Below are 17,870 nucleotides of genomic sequence, written 5' to 3'. Positions count from 1 at the left end.
TTCCATGCTTGTCTTATGGACTGTTAGCATAGCAGAACTCAGGCGTGTGTTAAGGGCTGATTGACATAAAATAATGATATTGTCTAACAGATTTTTTTATAAAGTTTTTAGCTTATCGGTGGTTTGCCACTACAAATGAAGTGGCTTTGAATTTGCGCAAGGAAACTGATTAAGAGTTTTTAATTAATTCTTTTTACGAACCCACAGAATCAACGCAATGAGGCAGATCAGTAATTCTACAAAAAACGACCAATGCAGAATAAAGTTTAACCACCACGGCTGATAACGTGAGCTGACTTCAAAAAACACATAGGGTTGATCAATAAACGGTGCAAAAAGCCAAACATCACCTACAAAAGTATCCAAGCCAATATGTAGCAGGGCAGCACCCGAAAAAAGACTGATCATCAGGGCAGGTTTAGCCGTGTATTTTGAATGGATGAAATAAAATAAAGCGATTAGAAAGATTGGAATCCAAAATGAAAACCAATGTAAAAAATATTTATGGTGATGTACCGACCTATGATCGAATAAATAGAAATAGAATAGATCAATATCAGGAAAAACTGCACCAAGCATAATCAGCGTAAAAAAAGCTTTATTGGTGATTTTTGTCTGTTTAAATTTCTTGAGTAAAAGTTTAGCCAAGATATAGCCAGAAGGTAAGTGTGCGATAAACATATCAAGTTGCGTATTTTAAATATTATATTTGAAAGCAATCATACACAACTAATTAATTCACATGGTTTTTTATTGTAAATTGATTAGATAAAAGCATTTTAAATCCTAGAGACTTTAAATTTAAACGCTGATCTGATGATACATTAAAATATGCTTAAACAACAAAACTACAGATAGGTGTAGACCAAACCATAGGCCAATGCTGCTGTAAGTGTCGCTAAAACAATTCTTTTAAATTTAAAATACAATCCTGTGAGTACGATAAAGCCCACCAGCATCGCAAAACTTTTATTTGGCGTTTCGATCAATGGTGGGAGTGTGGCGACAATTAACATTGAACTGATTGCTGCAATTCCGATACTGCCTAATGCAATTTTTAACCATGTTGCGCCACGAGATTGCGTGTGTTGTTGGCTTTTTTGCAGCAGATAGAATGGACCAAAGCGTGAAGCAAAATTTGCAATACCGACCAATATCCCCACCAAGATAATCTGTAAATCCATTTTAAATACTCACTTCATCAGTTTGCTTTAAAACATAATGTTTAAATAATCCCGCTAAAATCCCAGATGCAATCCCAATAAAAATTGCAGCAGACATGTTGATAAAATAACAGGCCAATGCGGAAACCACTAAAGATACAGCAACCACAAAAGTATGTTTTTTCTCAAAAGCTGCCAGTAAGAAGCTTAAGAACAATGCAGGTAACAAGAAGTCTAAAGCGGCTTGTAAAAATTGCGGCAAGTCGCTGACTTGATCTGCAAATAAACCACCTAAAAATGAACCCAAGGCCCATGACATCCAGCTAAACAAGCTGAGTCCGAGCATCCAAGACTCTGACCATTCTTGACGACGTTGGGAAAGTTTAATCATTCCAGCCGCAAAAACTTCGTCGGTTAAACCCCATGCCCATACTGCGGTCTTTTTTAGGTTTAAACGGTCTTGAATCAGGTTTTGTAAGGCTGGCCCATAAAGTACATGGCGAATATCCAGTGCAATGACTGTAAGTGCTGTCATCCAAATAGATGTGCCACTGCCCAATAATGCAACCACAAGAAATTGGCTAGCACCAGCGTACATAGAGCAAGATAGAAATAAGGCTTCCCATGCACTAAAACCAAATTGGGTCGCGGATACACCAAAGGCAAAAGATACAGGCAGATAAGTAAAGATGATGGCTTGACTGTCTTTAGCGCCTTGCCAAAAGCCAGCAGTTTGGACTGAGGGATTGTGCTCTGACACAGGACACCTAAAACGAGAGTAAAACAAAAGGTAAAATCAAGATTGTGTATTCTACCCGAATTTACTAGCATAGTAGCGAAATGTTTATTTAGGCGTAACTTTATGTTCGCAAATCAGTCGAAATTATTATTGAGTATGACCTTGGTGTTAGGTGTTTTAGGTTTACAAGCATGTGGTAATTCATCTTCTGAACCTAAAGAAAAAGTTGAAATTAAAGCTGCGCCAAAACTAACAAATGATGCGACAACCTATGCCAATGAAGCATGGAAGCTGATCAATCAGGTGGAACCCTTTGTCTACCGTAAGCAATTGAATTTGATTGAAGACAATGTACGTAAACCTTTACGGAAACTCAGTACCGACTGGCGTATCAATGTCAAAATGACCGATTCGGTGACAGAAGGTAAATACGCGTTGTGTCGTAAAGCCATGACCAGTTTAGATACTTGGGCAAGATCGACATTGGAAAAAGATGGTGAAATGCAAAAAAATCAAGCGCAATATGAGCGTGATAAAGCCCAGTGCAAAGATGCAATTGAAAATCCAAGTTTAGGCAATACTAAAGCAAATAATAATATTTTTTAAAGGATCTTAGTAAATGGCGCAAATATGCGCCATTTTTTTAATTCATACGAATGTTCGTTAAGTAAGCTTTTCGTTGCTTAAGGTTTTAATGGATTGGTTGATGCAGTTTTCACTGCTTTGTCTTTGGCAGCAGTTGATTTTGCAGCGGCGTCATTTTTTACTGCTTTGGTTGTTGCTTCAGCTTTTGCTTTGCTTGCAGCAGTTTCAGTTTCAGTTTCAGTTTTTAGCTTTGTTGCTGCTTCTTTCGGTTTCGCTTCAACAGCTTTTGTTGCAGCTACACTTTTGTCTTTTGCTTGCGTTGCATCAGCTTTGGCTTTTGTACTTGCAGCTGTTGCTTTTTGAGTCGCTTGAGCTGCAGGATTAGCCGCAACACATTTGCCGCCTTTATGGTTTGGACCTGTACCACCAACCAATGTTGTACCTTTAGGGCAAGCAAAAGCAGAAGCGCTAAGTACAGTGAATAATCCCGCTGTGAGCAATGTTGTGATTTTTTTCATTTATTTCAACTTTTATTGAGATGGCATTAGCGCCTCGCTAAAATATAATTGTATTTTTCACAAAGTAGAATAGATTATTTGTATATTTTATTTATAAAATGATTATATATTCCAGCCGTTTAAGGTGAATTTAATATTTGTCTAAAAGTAGAAAAGTAATGAGTTAAATTAGAATTAGCCTAGTGAGTGAGCAATAGAATGTAATTGCTTGATATCTAAAATTTCTATTTTTTTAAAGGCAATTTTTAAAACGCCTTGTTGTTCGAGTAAATGTAATTCTTGGTTAATGGTCTGACGTGAGCATTTGAGCAGCAATGCCAATTGTTCTTGAGATAAATGAATGATGTTATTTTCAATACGGATATGATTGCCGTAGCCGTTTAAGATAAACATCAAACGCTGAGCCAATCGTTGTTGTATATGCTGGGTTTGAATTGAAATGAGTTCTAAAAAAGCAAAGCGAAGTTTTTGACTGGTCAATTGGGCGATATGGAACCAATATTGCGGATAGTCATTTAAAATTTTCTGAATCGCTTGGCTGGGGAGATGTAAAATTAAACATTTTCCAACAGCAATGGCATCATGAGAACGTGGTTGCTGATCCACCAAAGAAATTTCTCCAAACCACATAATCGGTTCTGCAATAGCAGCAACGGATTCATTTCCTTCAATATCAATATAGCCTAAGCGTACCCGACCATCTAAGACGGCATAGATGCCATTAAATAGATCGCCTGATCTGAAAATCGCTTGATCACGCTCAAATTTTTGATAATGGGCTTGTTGTTGAATCAATTGTTGAAAAGGAATAGGCAGTTGTGAATACCATAAATTCTTTGATAATAATTCAAGGTCCGTTGAATTCAGCACAATATGTCCTTTTATGTATCATTGTTAATCTTTGCTTTGATTTTCAAATATATCTAACAGCATAGTCAGTAGGGTAGAAATTACATTAGATAAAATCAGTGGCGATAAGCGCAGAGTAGAACCATTTACAATCCTCCTTTAAGAGCAACAATTTAGCGTGAATATGACAGAGTCACTGGCCATAATGTATCAATAAATTTATTGTGAAAGCTGTTGTTATCTACTTCTTTGCAAATTTAAATGAAAAATCAATTCAACTTGTCAGCTAGACGACAACTTTTATCTTAGCGTTTTTATATAGTGAAATGAAGAGATTAACAAGGACGCTGAAAATGAACAGATTAGAACAACTTCTTAGCCAGTACGCAGCTTATCATTTAGACCATAAAAATGTATTTACGCATTTTATTGGTATTCCGATGATCGTATTTTCAATTATGTGTTTAACGGCTAGAGCAGGGGTGATGCTTTCAGGTTTTGAAATCACTTTAGCATTGATTCTACTGGTTTTAAGTGTGATTTATTATTTAAGTCTGGATAAATCATTCGGCTTTTTAATGTTGCTTATTTATGCAGTGGCCTATCCATTTGCCTATAAAATTGCCCAATTAGGCATGGGAACTTGGCTAAGTATCAGCATTGGTACTTTTGTTGTAGGATGGGTATTCCAATTTGTAGGGCATTTTTATGAAAAGAAAAAACCTGCATTTGTTGACGATTTAGTTGGTTTAGCGATTGGTCCATTATTTGTCTTGGCTGAATTTGTATTCTTGCTAGGTTTTCGTAAAGATCTACAAGAAAAAATGCTAGCAGAAGCCAGAAAGCAACGTACTGCAATGGATGAAAAATCATTACAGGCTTTACACGCGAAATAATTTGAAAGATAACCAATCTAAATCAAGATAAAACCCTTTAAGGCAGTAATTTAAACTGACTTAAAGGGTATCGACTTCTATATTTTTGTTTGTTTTAGAATAAGAATTCTTTGATAAATATCACTAAACCAAAGAAAAAAATGGCGCAACCAATATAAAATTTTATTTTTTTAATCAGTGAAGAATTGAACATTGGCATCGTCATATGGTCTGTATAGTATTTCATTGGATTGCTTCTAAATAACGGCGATTCACTTCTTCCCAATTCACAACATTATAAAATGCCGCAATATATTCGGGACGACGGTTTTGGTATTTTAAATAATAAGCATGTTCCCAGACATCTAAAGCCAGCACTGGGATATTGCCATTCATCAGTGGTGAATCTTGATTGGCACTGCTTTCTACGATGACTTTCTTTTCAGGGGTTACGCTTAACCATGCCCAGCCACTACCAAAGCGTGTCAGTGCTGCTTTGGTAAAGGCTTCTTTAAATTTTTCAAAACCGCCAATATCTCTGTCAATTGCTTCAGCGATTTGTTTAATTGGCTCACCACCACCTTGAGGGCTCATTACTGTCCAGAATAAAGAGTGGTTGGCATGTCCACCACCATTATTAATCACGCTATTTTTAAGATCAGCAGGAACTTCATTCACTTTTGAAACCAGTTCTTCAATCGACAACTTTTCCCATGCTGTGCCTTCAACTGTGGCATTGATATTATTGATATAGGTTTGATGGTGTTTGGTATGGTGGATTTCCATTGTTTTTGTATCAATATTAGGTTCAAGTGCATCGTATGCATAAGGCAGTTGTGGTAGAGAGTAAGCCATGAAGCAATCCTGTGATGTTGAGTGTAATGATAATGCTAATAATTATCATTATTATATATGAGCATCAAAAGTGCAACCTACTTAACTTTATTATTGTGTAGCTGATTTCAAAATAAAAATAATGTAATAAGCCGAGATTGTAGAAAAGAAGAAAGGAGAATTTTTGATTTTTGTAAAGCTCGAATATATTAGATATTTTTGTGATTAGAAATTAATTATTTGAATTTCATGATTTATACAGCTTCACTTAATCTAGAATTCACCTAAAAGTATACTTTCGGAGGCGGTTTAATATTCAAAAATAGATGTAAATTAAAAAATTTATTAATAAACCCTTTTATTGTTAAGTTAATATTGATAATAATGTGGTTAATTAACATAATGAATTTTAGTGGTTATGTCTAAAAAGTATAAACTTTATCCAATAAGAACGATTAAAGACTGGGAAGGTGACGATTGGGATGTTTATGAAGAGCGAAAGTCTTTTTCAGGCATCATGGCTTATAAAGGCTGGCCATATTCATTGACACCTAGAGATGGTATTGGTGGTCAGTTTTCTAATATTTTAACGCCCGAAGTTGCAGAATTTCTTAAAGTGCATTCAATTCGTGAGGCTGAGCAGGAACTTGGTTTAAGCAATAGTATTATTGCCAAATTCAGACGAACTTTAGGGATACAAAATAAATTTATCTATCGCAATGATCATTGGCTTTTAGAGCATCAAGAAGAACTTTTATACGACAGTCTTGAAACACTAAAAATAAAATATGGTTTAAATCGGAATCAGGTGTATCAGCATAAAAAATGGTTAGCTGATTTGATCAGTATTCCAACAAGAAAAAGAATTCGAAAAAAGAAATCTGATGATTTACAAGAACTATGGTTCCAAGAACATAAAGACCAAATGGTTGGAATGAGTATTCAAGAAATTTCAATAACTCACAATATTAGTCACTTTCGTGCGCAAAAAATTTATAACCGTATTCGTAAAGAACTTGGAGAGTTAAGTTTTTCGGAACAGTTTAAAAAGAATAAACTATATAAATATCAATGTATTATTGATAATAAAGATGAATTGTTAAATCAGGGTAAAACAGTTGCAGAGCTGGCTGAACGATTCCAAAAGACCACAGGGCAAATTCTAAGAGCAAGAGTAAAGTTAAGAGAAACTTTAAAAACACCAAAAGTGAAAGACCAAAATCGAGCATGGCTAATCGCAAATCAAAAAATTTTACTAGATACCAATCTAAGTAAAGAAGATCTGGCAAAAAGGCTCAATATCAAACCCAGTCAGGTAAATAGTAAAAAGGCGCAGCTTAAAAAACTACTTAACATCCCACACTACAATGATCAAGTTCAAGCCTGGCGTATACAGAATCAACAGATATTGCTTTCTTTGCATTTAAGAATTTCTGAAATTGCAAAAATACTCAATCGTAAAGAAAAATATATTGTTAAAAATAGAATGATTTTGAGAAATTTTCTGGGTATTACTAAACAAGATCAAATAGAAGCTTGGGTACTTAAACATCAATATGATTTAGAACGATTAAGTATTGAAAATATTGAAGAAAAATACAAAATTGAGCGATACACTATCCAAAAATATCAAAAAATTTCAGTAACATTGAAACAAAATGAAACGAATAATTTTTGAGTATATCTAATCATTCTGTTAACGTTTTCTACATTAAAAATAAGGTCATAATAATGTTAAATAATATTTTTACTATTTTAGATAAGTTCGGCTTTGGAACTCAAAAGAGAGTAATTAATGTTCAATTTTCAAATTTGGAACTCAGTTCGCAAGTAATGTTGCAGCGGATTGATGGCTATCATGCTATCAACGAGGGATTATCGGCAGAGCTTATCTGCCTATCATCAAACCCATTCATAGAATTAAAACAATTTATTGGTTGTCAGGTGAGTGTGGACCAAGTTACAGATTCAGGCAGGTTGTTTAGAACGACAGGGATTATCACAGGTGCAAGTCAAGGACAATCCGATGGTGCGTTTAGTCTTTATCGCTTGATCATGCAAGATCCAACTTCTCTTTGGCATAAAAGACGTAATAGCCGTGTGTTCATGGATAAGAGCGTTGTTGAAATTTGCGAAATTATCGTAAAAGAATGGCAGTCCAAAAGTGCCTTGTTTGCAGCAAGTTTAATACTGGATACCAGTGGCTTAACCAAAGACTATGATGTCCGTCCATTCTCCATGCAATCAAACGAATCTGATTATGAATACCTTACTCGGATTTTACGTGAAGAATCAATTAACTGGCTGATTGATGAGTCAAATTACTTGGTTTCTAGTAGTCGTCAAAGTATTGAACCACAGAAACTAAGATTAATTGATGACAATGCCCAATTTAAAGCAATTGAACGTAGAACCATTCGTTATCATCGTTCAAATGCGACGGAACAGTATGACAGTATCACCAGTTTTATCGCAAAGAGACAATTACAATCTACAGCAATCCACGTCCAGCGTTGGCAAGCAGACAGCTTAACTCAAGAAGATGCCAGTGGTTCCGTCCTCAGTTCACACAAACACAGCGCGCAACGTGATAATGAAAGCTTAAGTTTAGAGCAAGCTTGGAATATCTCCCCTGCTTGGATTCGTGATCTTAAAGGTGAAGACCAAGCTACTACATCTGGGAATAGTCAACTGGATAAACTGAATAAACAGCTCAATCAATACCAAGCTTTACAAGCCAAATATTTTACCGCGCATAGTAGTGTCGGTGATACACAGGTTGGCTATTGGTTTCAATTGAATGATCATCCCGAGCTGGAAAAAAATCACAGCGGGGCCGATAAGGAACTGCTTATACTGAGTAAGCACTTTTACAATCAAAATAATCTCCCTAAAGATATACAAGACCAAATTGAAAAACTACTCACCCTCAGCCATTGGCAAAGCAATAAACATAGCATACATGAACGTCAAGCGAATGAGCTAATGGTGGTGCGTAGAAGTATTGATGTTGTTCCAGAATATGATCCTTTAAAACATCGACCAACGGCTCACGTACAACGTGCCAAAGTGGTCAGTGATGGTGAAGAAATCTATGTGGATGAATGGGGTCGGATAAAAGTACGTTTCCTGTTTACTCGAATTGAAGATCATGTCCATGATGGAGGTGCTGGTTCTAATGACAATGACACAGATTCAGCTTGGGTAGATGTACTCACGCCATGGGCGGGTGAAGGTTATGGTGCAAGATTTCTACCTCGTGCTGGTGAGACGGTAGTGATTGATTTTTTTGATGGCAATATTGATAGACCTTTTGTGACAGGTCGTATTCATGAGGCACAACGTAACCCAACCAAATTTGATATCAGAGGACAACTTCCTGATACAAAAAAACTCAGCGGAATCAGATCAAAAGAGGTTTCAGGGGAAGGCTTTGGGCAACTCAGATTTGACGATAGTACTGGGCAAATAAGTACACAATTACAATCCAGCCATGGCACCACACAATTGAATCTTGGAAACCTAAGCCATCCTAAAGAAACGGCAGAAAGTGATGGTCGTGGTGAAGGGTTTGAATTAAGGACAGATCAATGGGGAGCGCTTAGAGCTGGTGATGGCTTACTTCTTTCAACCTATCAACAGTCTCAAGCATCAGGAAATCACTTAAATGCAGAAGAAGCAAAAAAACAGCTAAATAATAGTGAATATTCGGCAAATTCACTTAATGAAGCAGCTAAAAATCAAAAAACTGATGAAGTTGAATTGTTAAAAAATTTAAAGCTGTTTGCTGAACAAATACAAACTGATATCGCTAAATTTAATCAAAATTTAATGTTGTTGACTTCTCCTGCTGGAATTGCTCTATCAACAATTCGTGATATTCATTTATCTGCTGATGGTCAGGTCAATAATGTTGCACAAGATAGTATTCATTTCAGCACTCAAAACAACTTGATTGCACATGCTAAAAATAAAGTCAGCTTATTTGCAGCTACCGATGATATGAAGCTAATTACAGGTAAAGGTAAATTTGAAGTTCAGGCACAAAATAATGTAATGGATCTTATTGCAAGAAATGACATTCAAATTATTTCGACGGAAGATACGATTTATCTTATTGCTTCTAAAGAAATAAAACTGATTGGTGGGAGTTCATTGGTTCAGATAAATAATTCAGGTATTTTCTCAAAAACAGGAGGAAAGTTTGAAGTAAAATCTGGACAACAAATTTTTACAAGTGGGGCAAAAGTTGAGGCCAATACTCCAAATTTACCTCCAGAACCAAAAGTAAAAACAAAAAAGAATTTTTCGTGAGTATATAACAATGATTATTAGTCCTCTTATTTTAAAACCTAATACAAATCAATCTGATGATGATTGGATAAATACTTTGATGCCTGTGGGTACAATAGCGGACGAATATCCTGTTTTGGATACATTGGCTTGGCATGGGGGTTATAACCAAGTTGCCAATGGTAATGATAACGTAGTTAGAGCTATTGCTGATGGAAAAGTGATTTATGCAAAAAAAGATTTCGAGCTCATTGATTATGAAGGTTCTAAATCTCACAAAGCTTGTGTTGTAATCGAACATGAAACGGAAATTGGTGACAATGTTAAAGTTAAATATTTTTCTATTTATATGCATCTAAGGCAGATAGAAATTGGCTTAGATAAAGGAAGAAAAATATATCGGAAGCAAAAAATTGGTTTAGTAGGACAACACCAAAATGAGAATAAAATACATTTTGAAATTGTTTGTGACCAAGCAAATTTAACAAAAATAATTGGTCGTAGCACAGCTGAATTAAATCTAGGTACAAACGGGCGTAAAGATGTAGTCTATGGAGATATTCATTTTTATTTACCATCTGGTACTAAATTTTACAAAGAAGCTAGTGCAACAAATGAAATTTATACTTCAAATATGGCTTTATACATGTGTTTAAGTTTTAAAAATGGAAAGGCTTATACACAAACTTATAAGGAGCTTGGAAAGGGGATTTTTCAAAAACAAAGAACAAAACCATTATTAGTTAAATATAAACTGAATGATAAAGACAAAAATGAACGAGAAGAATACGAATATGATTTATATAAATATTCTAAAAAATTTGCGACAGCTACAGTATCGCACAGCGCAATTTTTGAACTATTTAGGTTTGGTCGTATATTGAATGTAGCGGTTGAACCAAGTAACGTATCGACTATATCTCATTGGCATAAAATTCCTTTACCTGATAACAAAGAAGGTTTTGTAAATCTTAATACAGATGCCATAAAGAAATTTAGTGATGGAGATTTTCCTCATTGGGTTGGGTGGCGTTTATTTAATGATGATCCAACACCTGATAGTCAGTGTAACTCTCCCTTGCTGAAGGCTTGGTTAGATGGAAACAAAGATGGTAAGTCTACAAATGCTGATTTAAAAAATATGCTCGGAGATGCTGAGGTTAAATTTCGATTAAGTCGAACAATTTGTCAATTTCCTACCGAATGGAGCGAGTCATTGGTTGAAACTCAATACAATTGGGTAACCCAAAAAAGTGATGAAAATCCAAATCCAATGACTACAGCCGATTTCACTAAGTTTAAAAAGTATATTATGGATCTAAGTTTTTGGGATAAAGTATCTGAACTACCAGTAAAAGATAAAGTTTGGCATTTTCATCCAAGAGAATTTATCAGACATTTTAGAAAATGTACTTTTTTATCTAATGAAGAGTTTGCAAGATGTATTCCCCGAAAGACACAGTCAAAAGGTAGTGTTTCATTTAACGAAGCAATTAATAGGGTAAAAAATTATTACATTTTTTATAATCATTTTATTAATAAATATTCATGTGGCTCATTTAAAAGATACGCACACAATTTAACTCAAACTTTTATTGAAATTGATTTATTTCAAACCTTAACTGAATATGGTAAAGGACGTACTAACGTTTATGGAGCATTCTATGGTCGGGGTTTCCATCAATTAACTTGGGCTTTTCCAAATTATAGTGGATATGGTAAATTCAAAGCCCTTCCACAACATACTGGAAGTTATCGTGATAGCAGAATAACCCAAACTTCGGTACATAAGAATGCTGATACTGGGGAAAGCGAAAAATGGTTTCCTAGATTTGACCCTAATATTATAGAAACTGACTTTAACCATGCATCTGAAGCTAGTGGGTATTTTTGGGTTTCAAAATCATTTCGAGGTACTTCTAATATGAATCGGGTTGCAGATTGTCATTATGATGAGATTTCTATTGGATTTAATTGTTGGTTATTGAATGGTGGTGGTAATGGATATAAAGAAAGGCAAGAATATGCTAAATATTTACAAAATATATTATTAGATGATGAGCTAAAAACTGGGGAAGAAAATTATAAATATCCGGCTATGGGAGCAGAACTTCAGCGTTGGCCTTTAAATATTTCAGTAAAATTGATCAAAATTGGGAAAGTAAATTATGACTTTATTTAGATTTTTATTATTTTTTATAGTATTTAATACTTATACAAATGCAGGTGGTATTGATAATAAATGCTTTAAAAATATTGATGCATATTTAATGCAAAGATTTGGAGAGAGCTTTAAAGAAGATGAAAACATTTTAGTAAAAAATACTAAAAATTCAAATTTAATATTTATTAAAGACAAAACAGCAAACAATTCACCTGAACATTTTATTATAGAACGAAAAAACGGTCTGTATTGTGAAATATTAGATGCACCTATGTCTTTCACTATAAATTTTAATGAAAAAAATGCAAAATTACCAAATATAATAATTACTAAATCTCTGGGAAATCCAAAAAAAATACTAGAGTATAAATTGGGTGCGAATGGATACTATAAGCTGGTAAAATGTAAAGCAGAATTTAATAGTAAAAAAATAAAAGAAATTAAATGTGATGATATCTATAATTAATGGCTTTTATTCACAATGTTATGTTTATACAGGGCTTTGTTGCATAAATACATTTAATCCCTAATGACATCATCAGCAATAATGCGCTATAAAATAACCAATTGGTTAATGGTTCAGCCTGACTTAGAATCACAGAAATTTGCAATTTTTTCTGAAAAGGGCTGAACTGCCTAGGCATTAGATAAAATTGTAATCTTTGCAGAATACATGGGAGTCAATATTAAATTTGGTGAAGGCGATATTGATGTCATTGTGCAAAAAGGGAGAATGCCTTTATCTTCAAAACAGCAAATACATGTTTATTCATTATGAAAGCTAATAATATTTAGCCTAAAAATCGCTGACTACTTTAATATTGATAGTTACAAAGAAAAATTAAATGGGCTAATGAACTTTTTGAAGTGATAATTATATGATGTGATTAAAAGACGGATAAATAAAAAAACAGGTTGAAGAAGTCTTCAACCTGTCTCATTAAAGCATGAGATCCGTTTATACGTTAAAACGGAAGTGCAATACATCACCATCTTGAACGATGTAAGTTTTACCTTCTAAACGCCATTTTCCTGCTTCTTTAGCACCGTTTTCACCGTTGTATTGGATGAAATCGTCATAAGCAATACATTCTGCACGAATAAAGCCTTTCTCAAAGTCAGTGTGAATTACACCCGCAGCTTGAGGTGCAGTTGCACCCACTTTTACAGTCCAAGCACGCACTTCTTGAACACCTGCTGTAAAGTAAGTTTGTAAGCCAAGTAAGCTATAACCTGCACGAATTACCACATTTAGACCTGGTTCTTCCATGCCTAATGCTTCAAGGAATTCAGCGCGATCTTCATCATCCAACAATGAAATTTCAGCTTCGATTTGGTTGCAAAGCGGAACAACGATTGCATTTTCCTCAGCAGCTAACTTTTTCACAGCTTCAAGATGTGGGTTGTTTTCAAAACCATCTTCTGCAACGTTTGCAATATACATGGTTGGTTTTAATGTCATTAAACCAAAACCACGCACAAGTTTACGTTCATCATCATCTAAATCAGCTGCACGAGCTGGCTTGCCTTCATCAAGTAAAGGTAGAATTTTTTCTAAAACTGCTTTTGTTGCAAGCGCTTCTTTATCACCGCTTTTAGCTGATTTTGCCAAACGGGTAACTGCTTTAGTTACGGTTTCCAAGTCAGCAAGTGCAAGTTCAGTATTAATCGTTGCAATATCATCTAATGGATCAATTTTACCATTTACATGAATTACGTTTTCATCTTCAAAACAACGTACAACGTGTGCAATTGCATCAGTTTCACGGATGTTTGCAAGGAATTGGTTACCCAAACCTTCGCCTTTAGATGCACCCGCAACTAAACCTGCAATATCTACAAATTCCATCGTAGTTGGAATAACACGTTGTGGTTTAACAATGGCTGTTAATTTGTCTAAACGTGGATCAGGTACAGGTACGATGCCTGTATTTGGTTCAATGGTACAGAATGGGAAGTTTTCCGCAGCAATAGCAGCTTTAGTCAATGCATTGAAAAGTGTAGATTTACCAACGTTCGGCAAGCCGACAATACCGCAATTAAAACCCATGAAATAACTCACAAAGTGTTATATAAAAATTGCGGATGATTTTACATGAAAGCCATGACAAAGTCAGGTCTGCGACCTATAAGTTTTAAAATCAGATCATCTCAAATATATCAAGTGCTACATATTTGCCTGAGATCAGCACTTTTATTGAACAAAATGAGCATTCTAGGGGAGTGACAATTGATTTAGCATAATTTTTATAAGTGGATCAATTAAGTAAAGTTACTATCCTTCGTCTAACGACGACATCCATGTCGCCCTACAGATGGGTAAGCCTTGTATCATTCAACAAGGCAAAAGCGAAATCTATTTTATTTATATTGATGCGAATTAAGTTAATTGGAAAAACTTAAATCTTCCGCTTATCCAACTGGCTTGCCAAACTGTCACCAAATGCTTGAACGATCATGACCAAAGCCACCAAGACCACAATCACAGCAAACATCATTTGCATATCAAAGCGTTGATAACCATAACGGTAAGCAATATCACCTAAGCCACCAGCACCAATTGCACCCGCAATTGCAGAGGAGTTAATCATGGTGACAATTGTAACTGTAAAACCTGCCACAATGCCGGGTAACGCTTCAGGTAAAAGCACATGCCAAACGATTTGCTTACGGTTACAGCCCATCGCTTGTGCTGCTTCAATTAGACCTTGATCAACTTCACGTAAGCTAACTTCTGCAATACGGGCAAAGAAAGGTGTCGCTGCTAAAGTTAATGGAACAACAGCTGCCCAGACTCCGTAACTGGTTCCGACAATCCATCGGGTTAAAGGAATCAGCGCCACCATTAAAATCAAAAAGGGAACCGATCGAGTAATATTAATCACCGTGCCCAATGCATGATTGATCTTTTTAGATGGATAAATCCCTTGTTCAGATGTATTGACCAAAATCACTGCCAAAGGTAAGCCAATCAAAAAAGCAACAAAGGCAGATACGCCAACCATCAGTAAGGTATCTATGGTTCCTGTCAGCAATAAATCAATGAGTTGGTCTTGCATAGCCAAGTACCTCTATTTGTGCAATTTTATGTTTTAACCTTTCTTGTAAATTATGCAGGTCTAAATGGGTTTGTTCAGTACCGACAATCAGCGTTCCAATCAAATGGTTTTGGATATTGTCGATATGACTTTGATATAAATGTACCGATTTTTCAAAAACCTGAAAAAGTTCAACTAAATCAGGTGAGTTTTTTGGATCGGTTTCATAACGTAGTTTTAAAATGCTATGGGTTGAATCTTGTTGCAACGCTGTATGCACTGGAAAGGGCAAATCGAGTTGTTCTAGGTTTAACAATTCTTGTGTGATTTTCTGCTGAGGCTGTGAAAACACGGACCAGACTTGTCCTGACTCAACGATTTCACCATGTTCAATTACCACCACTTGATCGCAAATTTCACGAATCACTTGCATCTCATGGGTAATTAAAACAATGGTAATCCCCAATTCTCGATTGATTTTTTTCAGCAAGGATAAAACCACTGAGGTACTTTCAGGATCAAGTGCAGATGTTGCTTCATCACACAATAAAATTTCAGGATGATGTACCAGCGCACGAGCAATACCAACACGTTGCTTTTGACCACCAGACAGTTGTGAAGGGTAGTTATGCGCTTTATTTCCCAATCCGACCAGATCTAAAACATCGTTGACACGTGTTTCAATTTCAGCTTTATCAACATGGGCAATTTTTAAAGGCAATGCCACATTGTCCCAAACTGTTTTAGCAGACATTAAATTAAAATGCTGAAAAATCATCCCAATTCTTTGACGTGTTTGAATCAACTCAGCATGACTGAGTTCAGCCAAATTCTGTTGATGAATATGAATACTGCCTTCAGAAATACCTTCTAAACCATTTAAGGTTCGGATTAGGGAAGATTTACCTGCGCCACTTTTACCGATGATGCCGAAAATCTTGCCTTGAGGGATATCTAAGTTGATATTTTTTAACGCATGGATCTGTTGATCTTGCCCATCATAGTATTTATTCAAATCACGAATTTTGATATGAGGGACTGAAAAATCAACATGCGAACCGAAACTCACCATTTCTATTCTCCTTATTTCCAGCCTGCAAACCACATATCTTTGCCGAAATCTTTATCTAAAATATCTCGAACTTGCTGTGAGTTTTGGAAAGCTTGAATAAATTTCTCTAACTTTTGATTTTTGTCTTGATAATCAGTACGTGTCACAAAAAGAATGGCGTACTTTTTATCAACGGGATCTAAAAACAGGGCACTATGCGGATCGGCTTTTTTTGCCATATTTAAGTAATGTGGAAAACCAAAAATCAGATCTGCATCATCATAAGCTAAAGCTGTTTGTGGACCTTCAACTTCTAAAAACTTCAACTGTTTAGGGTTTGAAACAATATCCTGAAGTGTGGAAAGTTCATTGTTGATGTCTTTGATTTGAATTAACCCCGCACGGTGTAGCAAGATCAAAGCACGCGCAGAGTTGACGGGGTCACTCGGGATGACAACACGAGCATTTTGAGGTAAGGCCGCTAAGGATTTATATTGTTTTGAATATAAACCGACATGGCTGCCGCTACCTGTACCAAAAGCATGCAAATCGTAATTGGTTTGCTTAATGGCATTCTTTAAAAATACACTTTGTTGGAAAAAGTTAGCGTCAATGTCACGGTTTTGTACCGCAACATTGGGTGCTTGCCAATCTGAAAATTCGACCAGTTTGACATGGATACCATCTTTCTCTACCTCTTTGGCAACCGTTTGTAGTAATTCGGCATAAGGTGGGCTAATGCCAATCGTGAGTACATTATCCTTTTGTTGATTTTGTACATAACGATAGGCAAAAAGTCCTAATAATACGATGACAACAGCAAGACCAATCAGCAGGTTCTTTTTTTTGAGCTTGGAAACTTGGGACATGAGTTATTCCTTATTTCCAACCTGGGAACCATAAATTTTCACCAATATCATCATTCAAAGCCTGTTTGACCTTGTCCGAAGTTTGGTAAATTTTTACAAATTCTTTTAACTGTTTGGCTTTTTCTGGATGCTTTTGCTCATAGTCATCTTTTACAACAAACAAGATGGCATAACGTGTATTGGTATTATCATCGAGTAATAATGCTTTGTTTGGATCAATGGTTTTTGCAAGACGTAAATAAAGCGGGTAGCTAAATACTAAATCAGCATCATCTACAGCACGTGCAGTTTGAGGTCCTTCAACTTCAATAAATTTAAAGTTTTTAGGATTTGAGCTAATGTCTTGTAAGTTTGATAAATGGTTATTCGGATCTTTCAAGGTGATGAGTTTAGCCTGTTGTAAAAGTAACAGTGCACGACCTTGGTTGACTGGGTCATTTGGAATTACCACACGTGCATTTTCAGGTACCGCCGCTAAAGAATCATATTTCTTAGAATATAAGCCCACATGAGTTGCAACACCTGTGGCAATCGGTTTCAGTTTAAAATCAGTTTCTTTTAACGCATTGGTTAAAAATGGTTGGTGTTGGAAATAGTTTGCATCAATATCACCATGATTCAGTGTGATATTCGGTGTGTTCCAATCTGAAAATTCCACCAGTTTAATATGAATCCCTTGTTTCTTGGCTTCCTCTGCTGCAACTTGCAAAGGCTTGGCAAAGGGTGGGCTAATACCAATGGTGATTTCTTCTGAACCGGCTTTTTTATGTTGGTTCCAATAAAAAAGTCCTGCAATCACGGCAATAATGATCACGCCAAGCAAAATAAATTTATTCTTGGAGCCTGATTTTTTGGATGGCTTACCATTTGCAGGTGAGTTTATTTGAGTCAT

General features: G+C 35.6%; 17 protein-coding genes. 6 read left to right on the top strand and 11 right to left on the bottom strand.

Annotated features, from left to right (window positions below; translation table 11 throughout):
- Positions 1–183: 183 nt before the first annotated feature.
- The 3 genes from PYV58_RS12430 to PYV58_RS12420 all read right to left on the bottom strand — a co-directional run bounded on the left by PYV58_RS12430 (position 184) and on the right by PYV58_RS12420 (position 1,923).
- Positions 184–681, bottom strand: a complete 498-nt coding sequence (locus tag PYV58_RS12430) for a metal-dependent hydrolase (protein ID WP_034617393.1) — start codon at positions 679–681, stop codon at positions 184–186.
- 167 nt (positions 682–848) lie between these two features.
- Entirely contained in the window at positions 849–1,184 is a 336-nt protein-coding gene (gene ygaH, locus PYV58_RS12425; protein WP_004821146.1) for an L-valine transporter subunit YgaH, read from the bottom strand.
- A 1-nt stretch (position 1,185) separates the two neighbouring features.
- A complete protein-coding gene (locus tag PYV58_RS12420) occupies positions 1,186–1,923 on the bottom strand; it encodes an AzlC family ABC transporter permease (protein ID WP_004720941.1) in 738 nt (245 codons plus the stop codon).
- Positions 1,924–2,025: 102 nt separating this feature from the next.
- Here PYV58_RS12420 and PYV58_RS12415 point away from each other — a divergent pair, with 102 nt between their 5' ends.
- A complete protein-coding gene (locus PYV58_RS12415; RefSeq protein WP_004720940.1) occupies positions 2,026–2,508 on the top strand; it encodes a hypothetical protein in 483 nt (160 codons plus the stop codon).
- Between the two features lie 77 nt (positions 2,509–2,585).
- Here PYV58_RS12415 and PYV58_RS12410 read toward each other — a convergent pair whose 3' ends face one another.
- A complete protein-coding gene (locus PYV58_RS12410; RefSeq protein WP_034617396.1) occupies positions 2,586–3,005 on the bottom strand; it encodes a hypothetical protein in 420 nt (139 codons plus the stop codon).
- A 174-nt stretch (positions 3,006–3,179) separates the two neighbouring features.
- A complete protein-coding gene (locus PYV58_RS12405) occupies positions 3,180–3,875 on the bottom strand; it encodes a Crp/Fnr family transcriptional regulator (RefSeq protein WP_034617398.1) in 696 nt (231 codons plus the stop codon).
- 332 nt (positions 3,876–4,207) lie between these two features.
- Between PYV58_RS12405 and PYV58_RS12400 the strand changes: the two genes are divergently transcribed.
- A complete protein-coding gene (locus tag PYV58_RS12400) occupies positions 4,208–4,750 on the top strand; it encodes an Mpo1-like protein (protein ID WP_034617400.1) in 543 nt (180 codons plus the stop codon).
- Between the two features lie 222 nt (positions 4,751–4,972).
- Here PYV58_RS12400 and PYV58_RS12395 read toward each other — a convergent pair whose 3' ends face one another.
- Positions 4,973–5,584, bottom strand: a complete 612-nt coding sequence (locus tag PYV58_RS12395; RefSeq protein ID WP_275059535.1) for a superoxide dismutase — start codon at positions 5,582–5,584, stop codon at positions 4,973–4,975.
- 397 nt (positions 5,585–5,981) lie between these two features.
- On the opposite strand from PYV58_RS12395, the gene PYV58_RS12390 reads away from it, so the two are divergent.
- The 4 genes from PYV58_RS12390 to PYV58_RS12375 are packed head-to-tail and all read left to right on the top strand — an operon-like array spanning position 5,982 to position 12,486.
- Positions 5,982–7,241 carry a hypothetical protein gene (locus tag PYV58_RS12390; RefSeq protein ID WP_034617406.1) on the top strand — a complete coding sequence of 420 codons (1,260 nt, stop codon included), beginning with the start codon at positions 5,982–5,984 and terminating at the stop codon, positions 7,239–7,241.
- A 53-nt stretch (positions 7,242–7,294) separates the two neighbouring features.
- Complete coding sequence (locus PYV58_RS12385; RefSeq protein WP_275059534.1) at positions 7,295–9,877, top strand: type VI secretion system Vgr family protein; 2,583 nt, start codon at positions 7,295–7,297, stop codon at positions 9,875–9,877.
- A 10-nt stretch (positions 9,878–9,887) separates the two neighbouring features.
- Positions 9,888–12,038: a M23 family metallopeptidase gene (locus PYV58_RS12380; RefSeq protein WP_034610148.1), complete on the top strand. Its 2,151-nt coding sequence runs from the start codon at positions 9,888–9,890 to the stop codon at positions 12,036–12,038.
- Positions 12,025–12,486, top strand: coding sequence for a hypothetical protein (locus PYV58_RS12375; RefSeq protein ID WP_034610149.1), 462 nt, complete (start codon positions 12,025–12,027; stop codon positions 12,484–12,486). The genes PYV58_RS12380 and PYV58_RS12375 overlap by 14 nt, the downstream gene beginning before the upstream one ends.
- Positions 12,487–12,978: 492 nt before the next feature.
- On the opposite strand, the gene ychF is transcribed toward PYV58_RS12375, so the two are convergent.
- From ychF to PYV58_RS12350, 5 genes are all read right to left on the bottom strand, one after another.
- Positions 12,979–14,070 (bottom strand): redox-regulated ATPase YchF, encoded by a 1,092-nt coding sequence (gene ychF, locus PYV58_RS12370; RefSeq protein ID WP_004720929.1) that lies wholly within the window; start codon positions 14,068–14,070, stop codon positions 12,979–12,981.
- A gap of 349 nt (positions 14,071–14,419) precedes the next feature.
- Positions 14,420–15,079 carry a methionine ABC transporter permease gene (locus PYV58_RS12365; RefSeq protein WP_034610152.1) on the bottom strand — a complete coding sequence of 220 codons (660 nt, stop codon included), beginning with the start codon at positions 15,077–15,079 and terminating at the stop codon, positions 14,420–14,422.
- Positions 15,060–16,130, bottom strand: coding sequence for an ATP-binding cassette domain-containing protein (locus tag PYV58_RS12360; RefSeq protein ID WP_034610153.1), 1,071 nt, complete (start codon positions 16,128–16,130; stop codon positions 15,060–15,062). Before PYV58_RS12360 ends, PYV58_RS12365 begins: the two co-directional genes overlap by 20 nt.
- Positions 16,131–16,141: 11 nt before the next feature.
- Complete coding sequence (locus PYV58_RS12355; protein ID WP_034610154.1) at positions 16,142–16,978, bottom strand: MetQ/NlpA family ABC transporter substrate-binding protein; 837 nt, start codon at positions 16,976–16,978, stop codon at positions 16,142–16,144.
- A gap of 10 nt (positions 16,979–16,988) precedes the next feature.
- Complete coding sequence (locus PYV58_RS12350) at positions 16,989–17,870, bottom strand: MetQ/NlpA family ABC transporter substrate-binding protein (protein ID WP_051670963.1); 882 nt, start codon at positions 17,868–17,870, stop codon at positions 16,989–16,991.

Source organism: Acinetobacter sp. TAC-1, assembly GCF_029025845.1.
Lineage (GTDB): Bacteria > Pseudomonadota > Gammaproteobacteria > Pseudomonadales > Moraxellaceae > Acinetobacter > Acinetobacter guillouiae.
The sequence above is the reverse complement of the archived record's forward strand: the minus strand, read 5'-3'. Positions and strand labels throughout refer to the sequence as shown.

Bases quoted from the DNA above. Each gene is read 5' to 3' on its own strand.
- PYV58_RS12430 (WP_034617393.1), bottom strand. From the start codon at position 681: ATGTTTATCGCACACTTACCTTCTGGCTATATCTTGGCTAAACTTTTA.
- ygaH (WP_004821146.1), bottom strand. From the start codon at position 1,184: ATGGATTTACAGATTATCTTGGTGGGGATATTGGTCGGTATTGCAAAT.
- PYV58_RS12415 (WP_004720940.1), top strand. From the start codon at position 2,026: ATGTTCGCAAATCAGTCGAAATTATTATTGAGTATGACCTTGGTGTTA.
- PYV58_RS12410 (WP_034617396.1), bottom strand. From the start codon at position 3,005: ATGAAAAAAATCACAACATTGCTCACAGCGGGATTATTCACTGTACTT.
- PYV58_RS12400 (WP_034617400.1), top strand. From the start codon at position 4,208: ATGAACAGATTAGAACAACTTCTTAGCCAGTACGCAGCTTATCATTTA.
- PYV58_RS12395 (WP_275059535.1), bottom strand. From the start codon at position 5,584: ATGGCTTACTCTCTACCACAACTGCCTTATGCATACGATGCACTTGAA.
- PYV58_RS12390 (WP_034617406.1), top strand. From the start codon at position 5,982: ATGTCTAAAAAGTATAAACTTTATCCAATAAGAACGATTAAAGACTGG.
- PYV58_RS12385 (WP_275059534.1), top strand. From the start codon at position 7,295: ATGTTAAATAATATTTTTACTATTTTAGATAAGTTCGGCTTTGGAACT.
- PYV58_RS12380 (WP_034610148.1), top strand. From the start codon at position 9,888: ATGATTATTAGTCCTCTTATTTTAAAACCTAATACAAATCAATCTGAT.
- PYV58_RS12375 (WP_034610149.1), top strand. From the start codon at position 12,025: ATGACTTTATTTAGATTTTTATTATTTTTTATAGTATTTAATACTTAT.
- ychF (WP_004720929.1), bottom strand. From the start codon at position 14,070: ATGGGTTTTAATTGCGGTATTGTCGGCTTGCCGAACGTTGGTAAATCT.
- PYV58_RS12365 (WP_034610152.1), bottom strand. From the start codon at position 15,079: ATGCAAGACCAACTCATTGATTTATTGCTGACAGGAACCATAGATACC.
- PYV58_RS12360 (WP_034610153.1), bottom strand. From the start codon at position 16,130: ATGGTGAGTTTCGGTTCGCATGTTGATTTTTCAGTCCCTCATATCAAA.
- PYV58_RS12355 (WP_034610154.1), bottom strand. From the start codon at position 16,978: ATGTCCCAAGTTTCCAAGCTCAAAAAAAAGAACCTGCTGATTGGTCTT.
- PYV58_RS12350 (WP_051670963.1), bottom strand. From the start codon at position 17,870: ATGACTCAAATAAACTCACCTGCAAATGGTAAGCCATCCAAAAAATCA.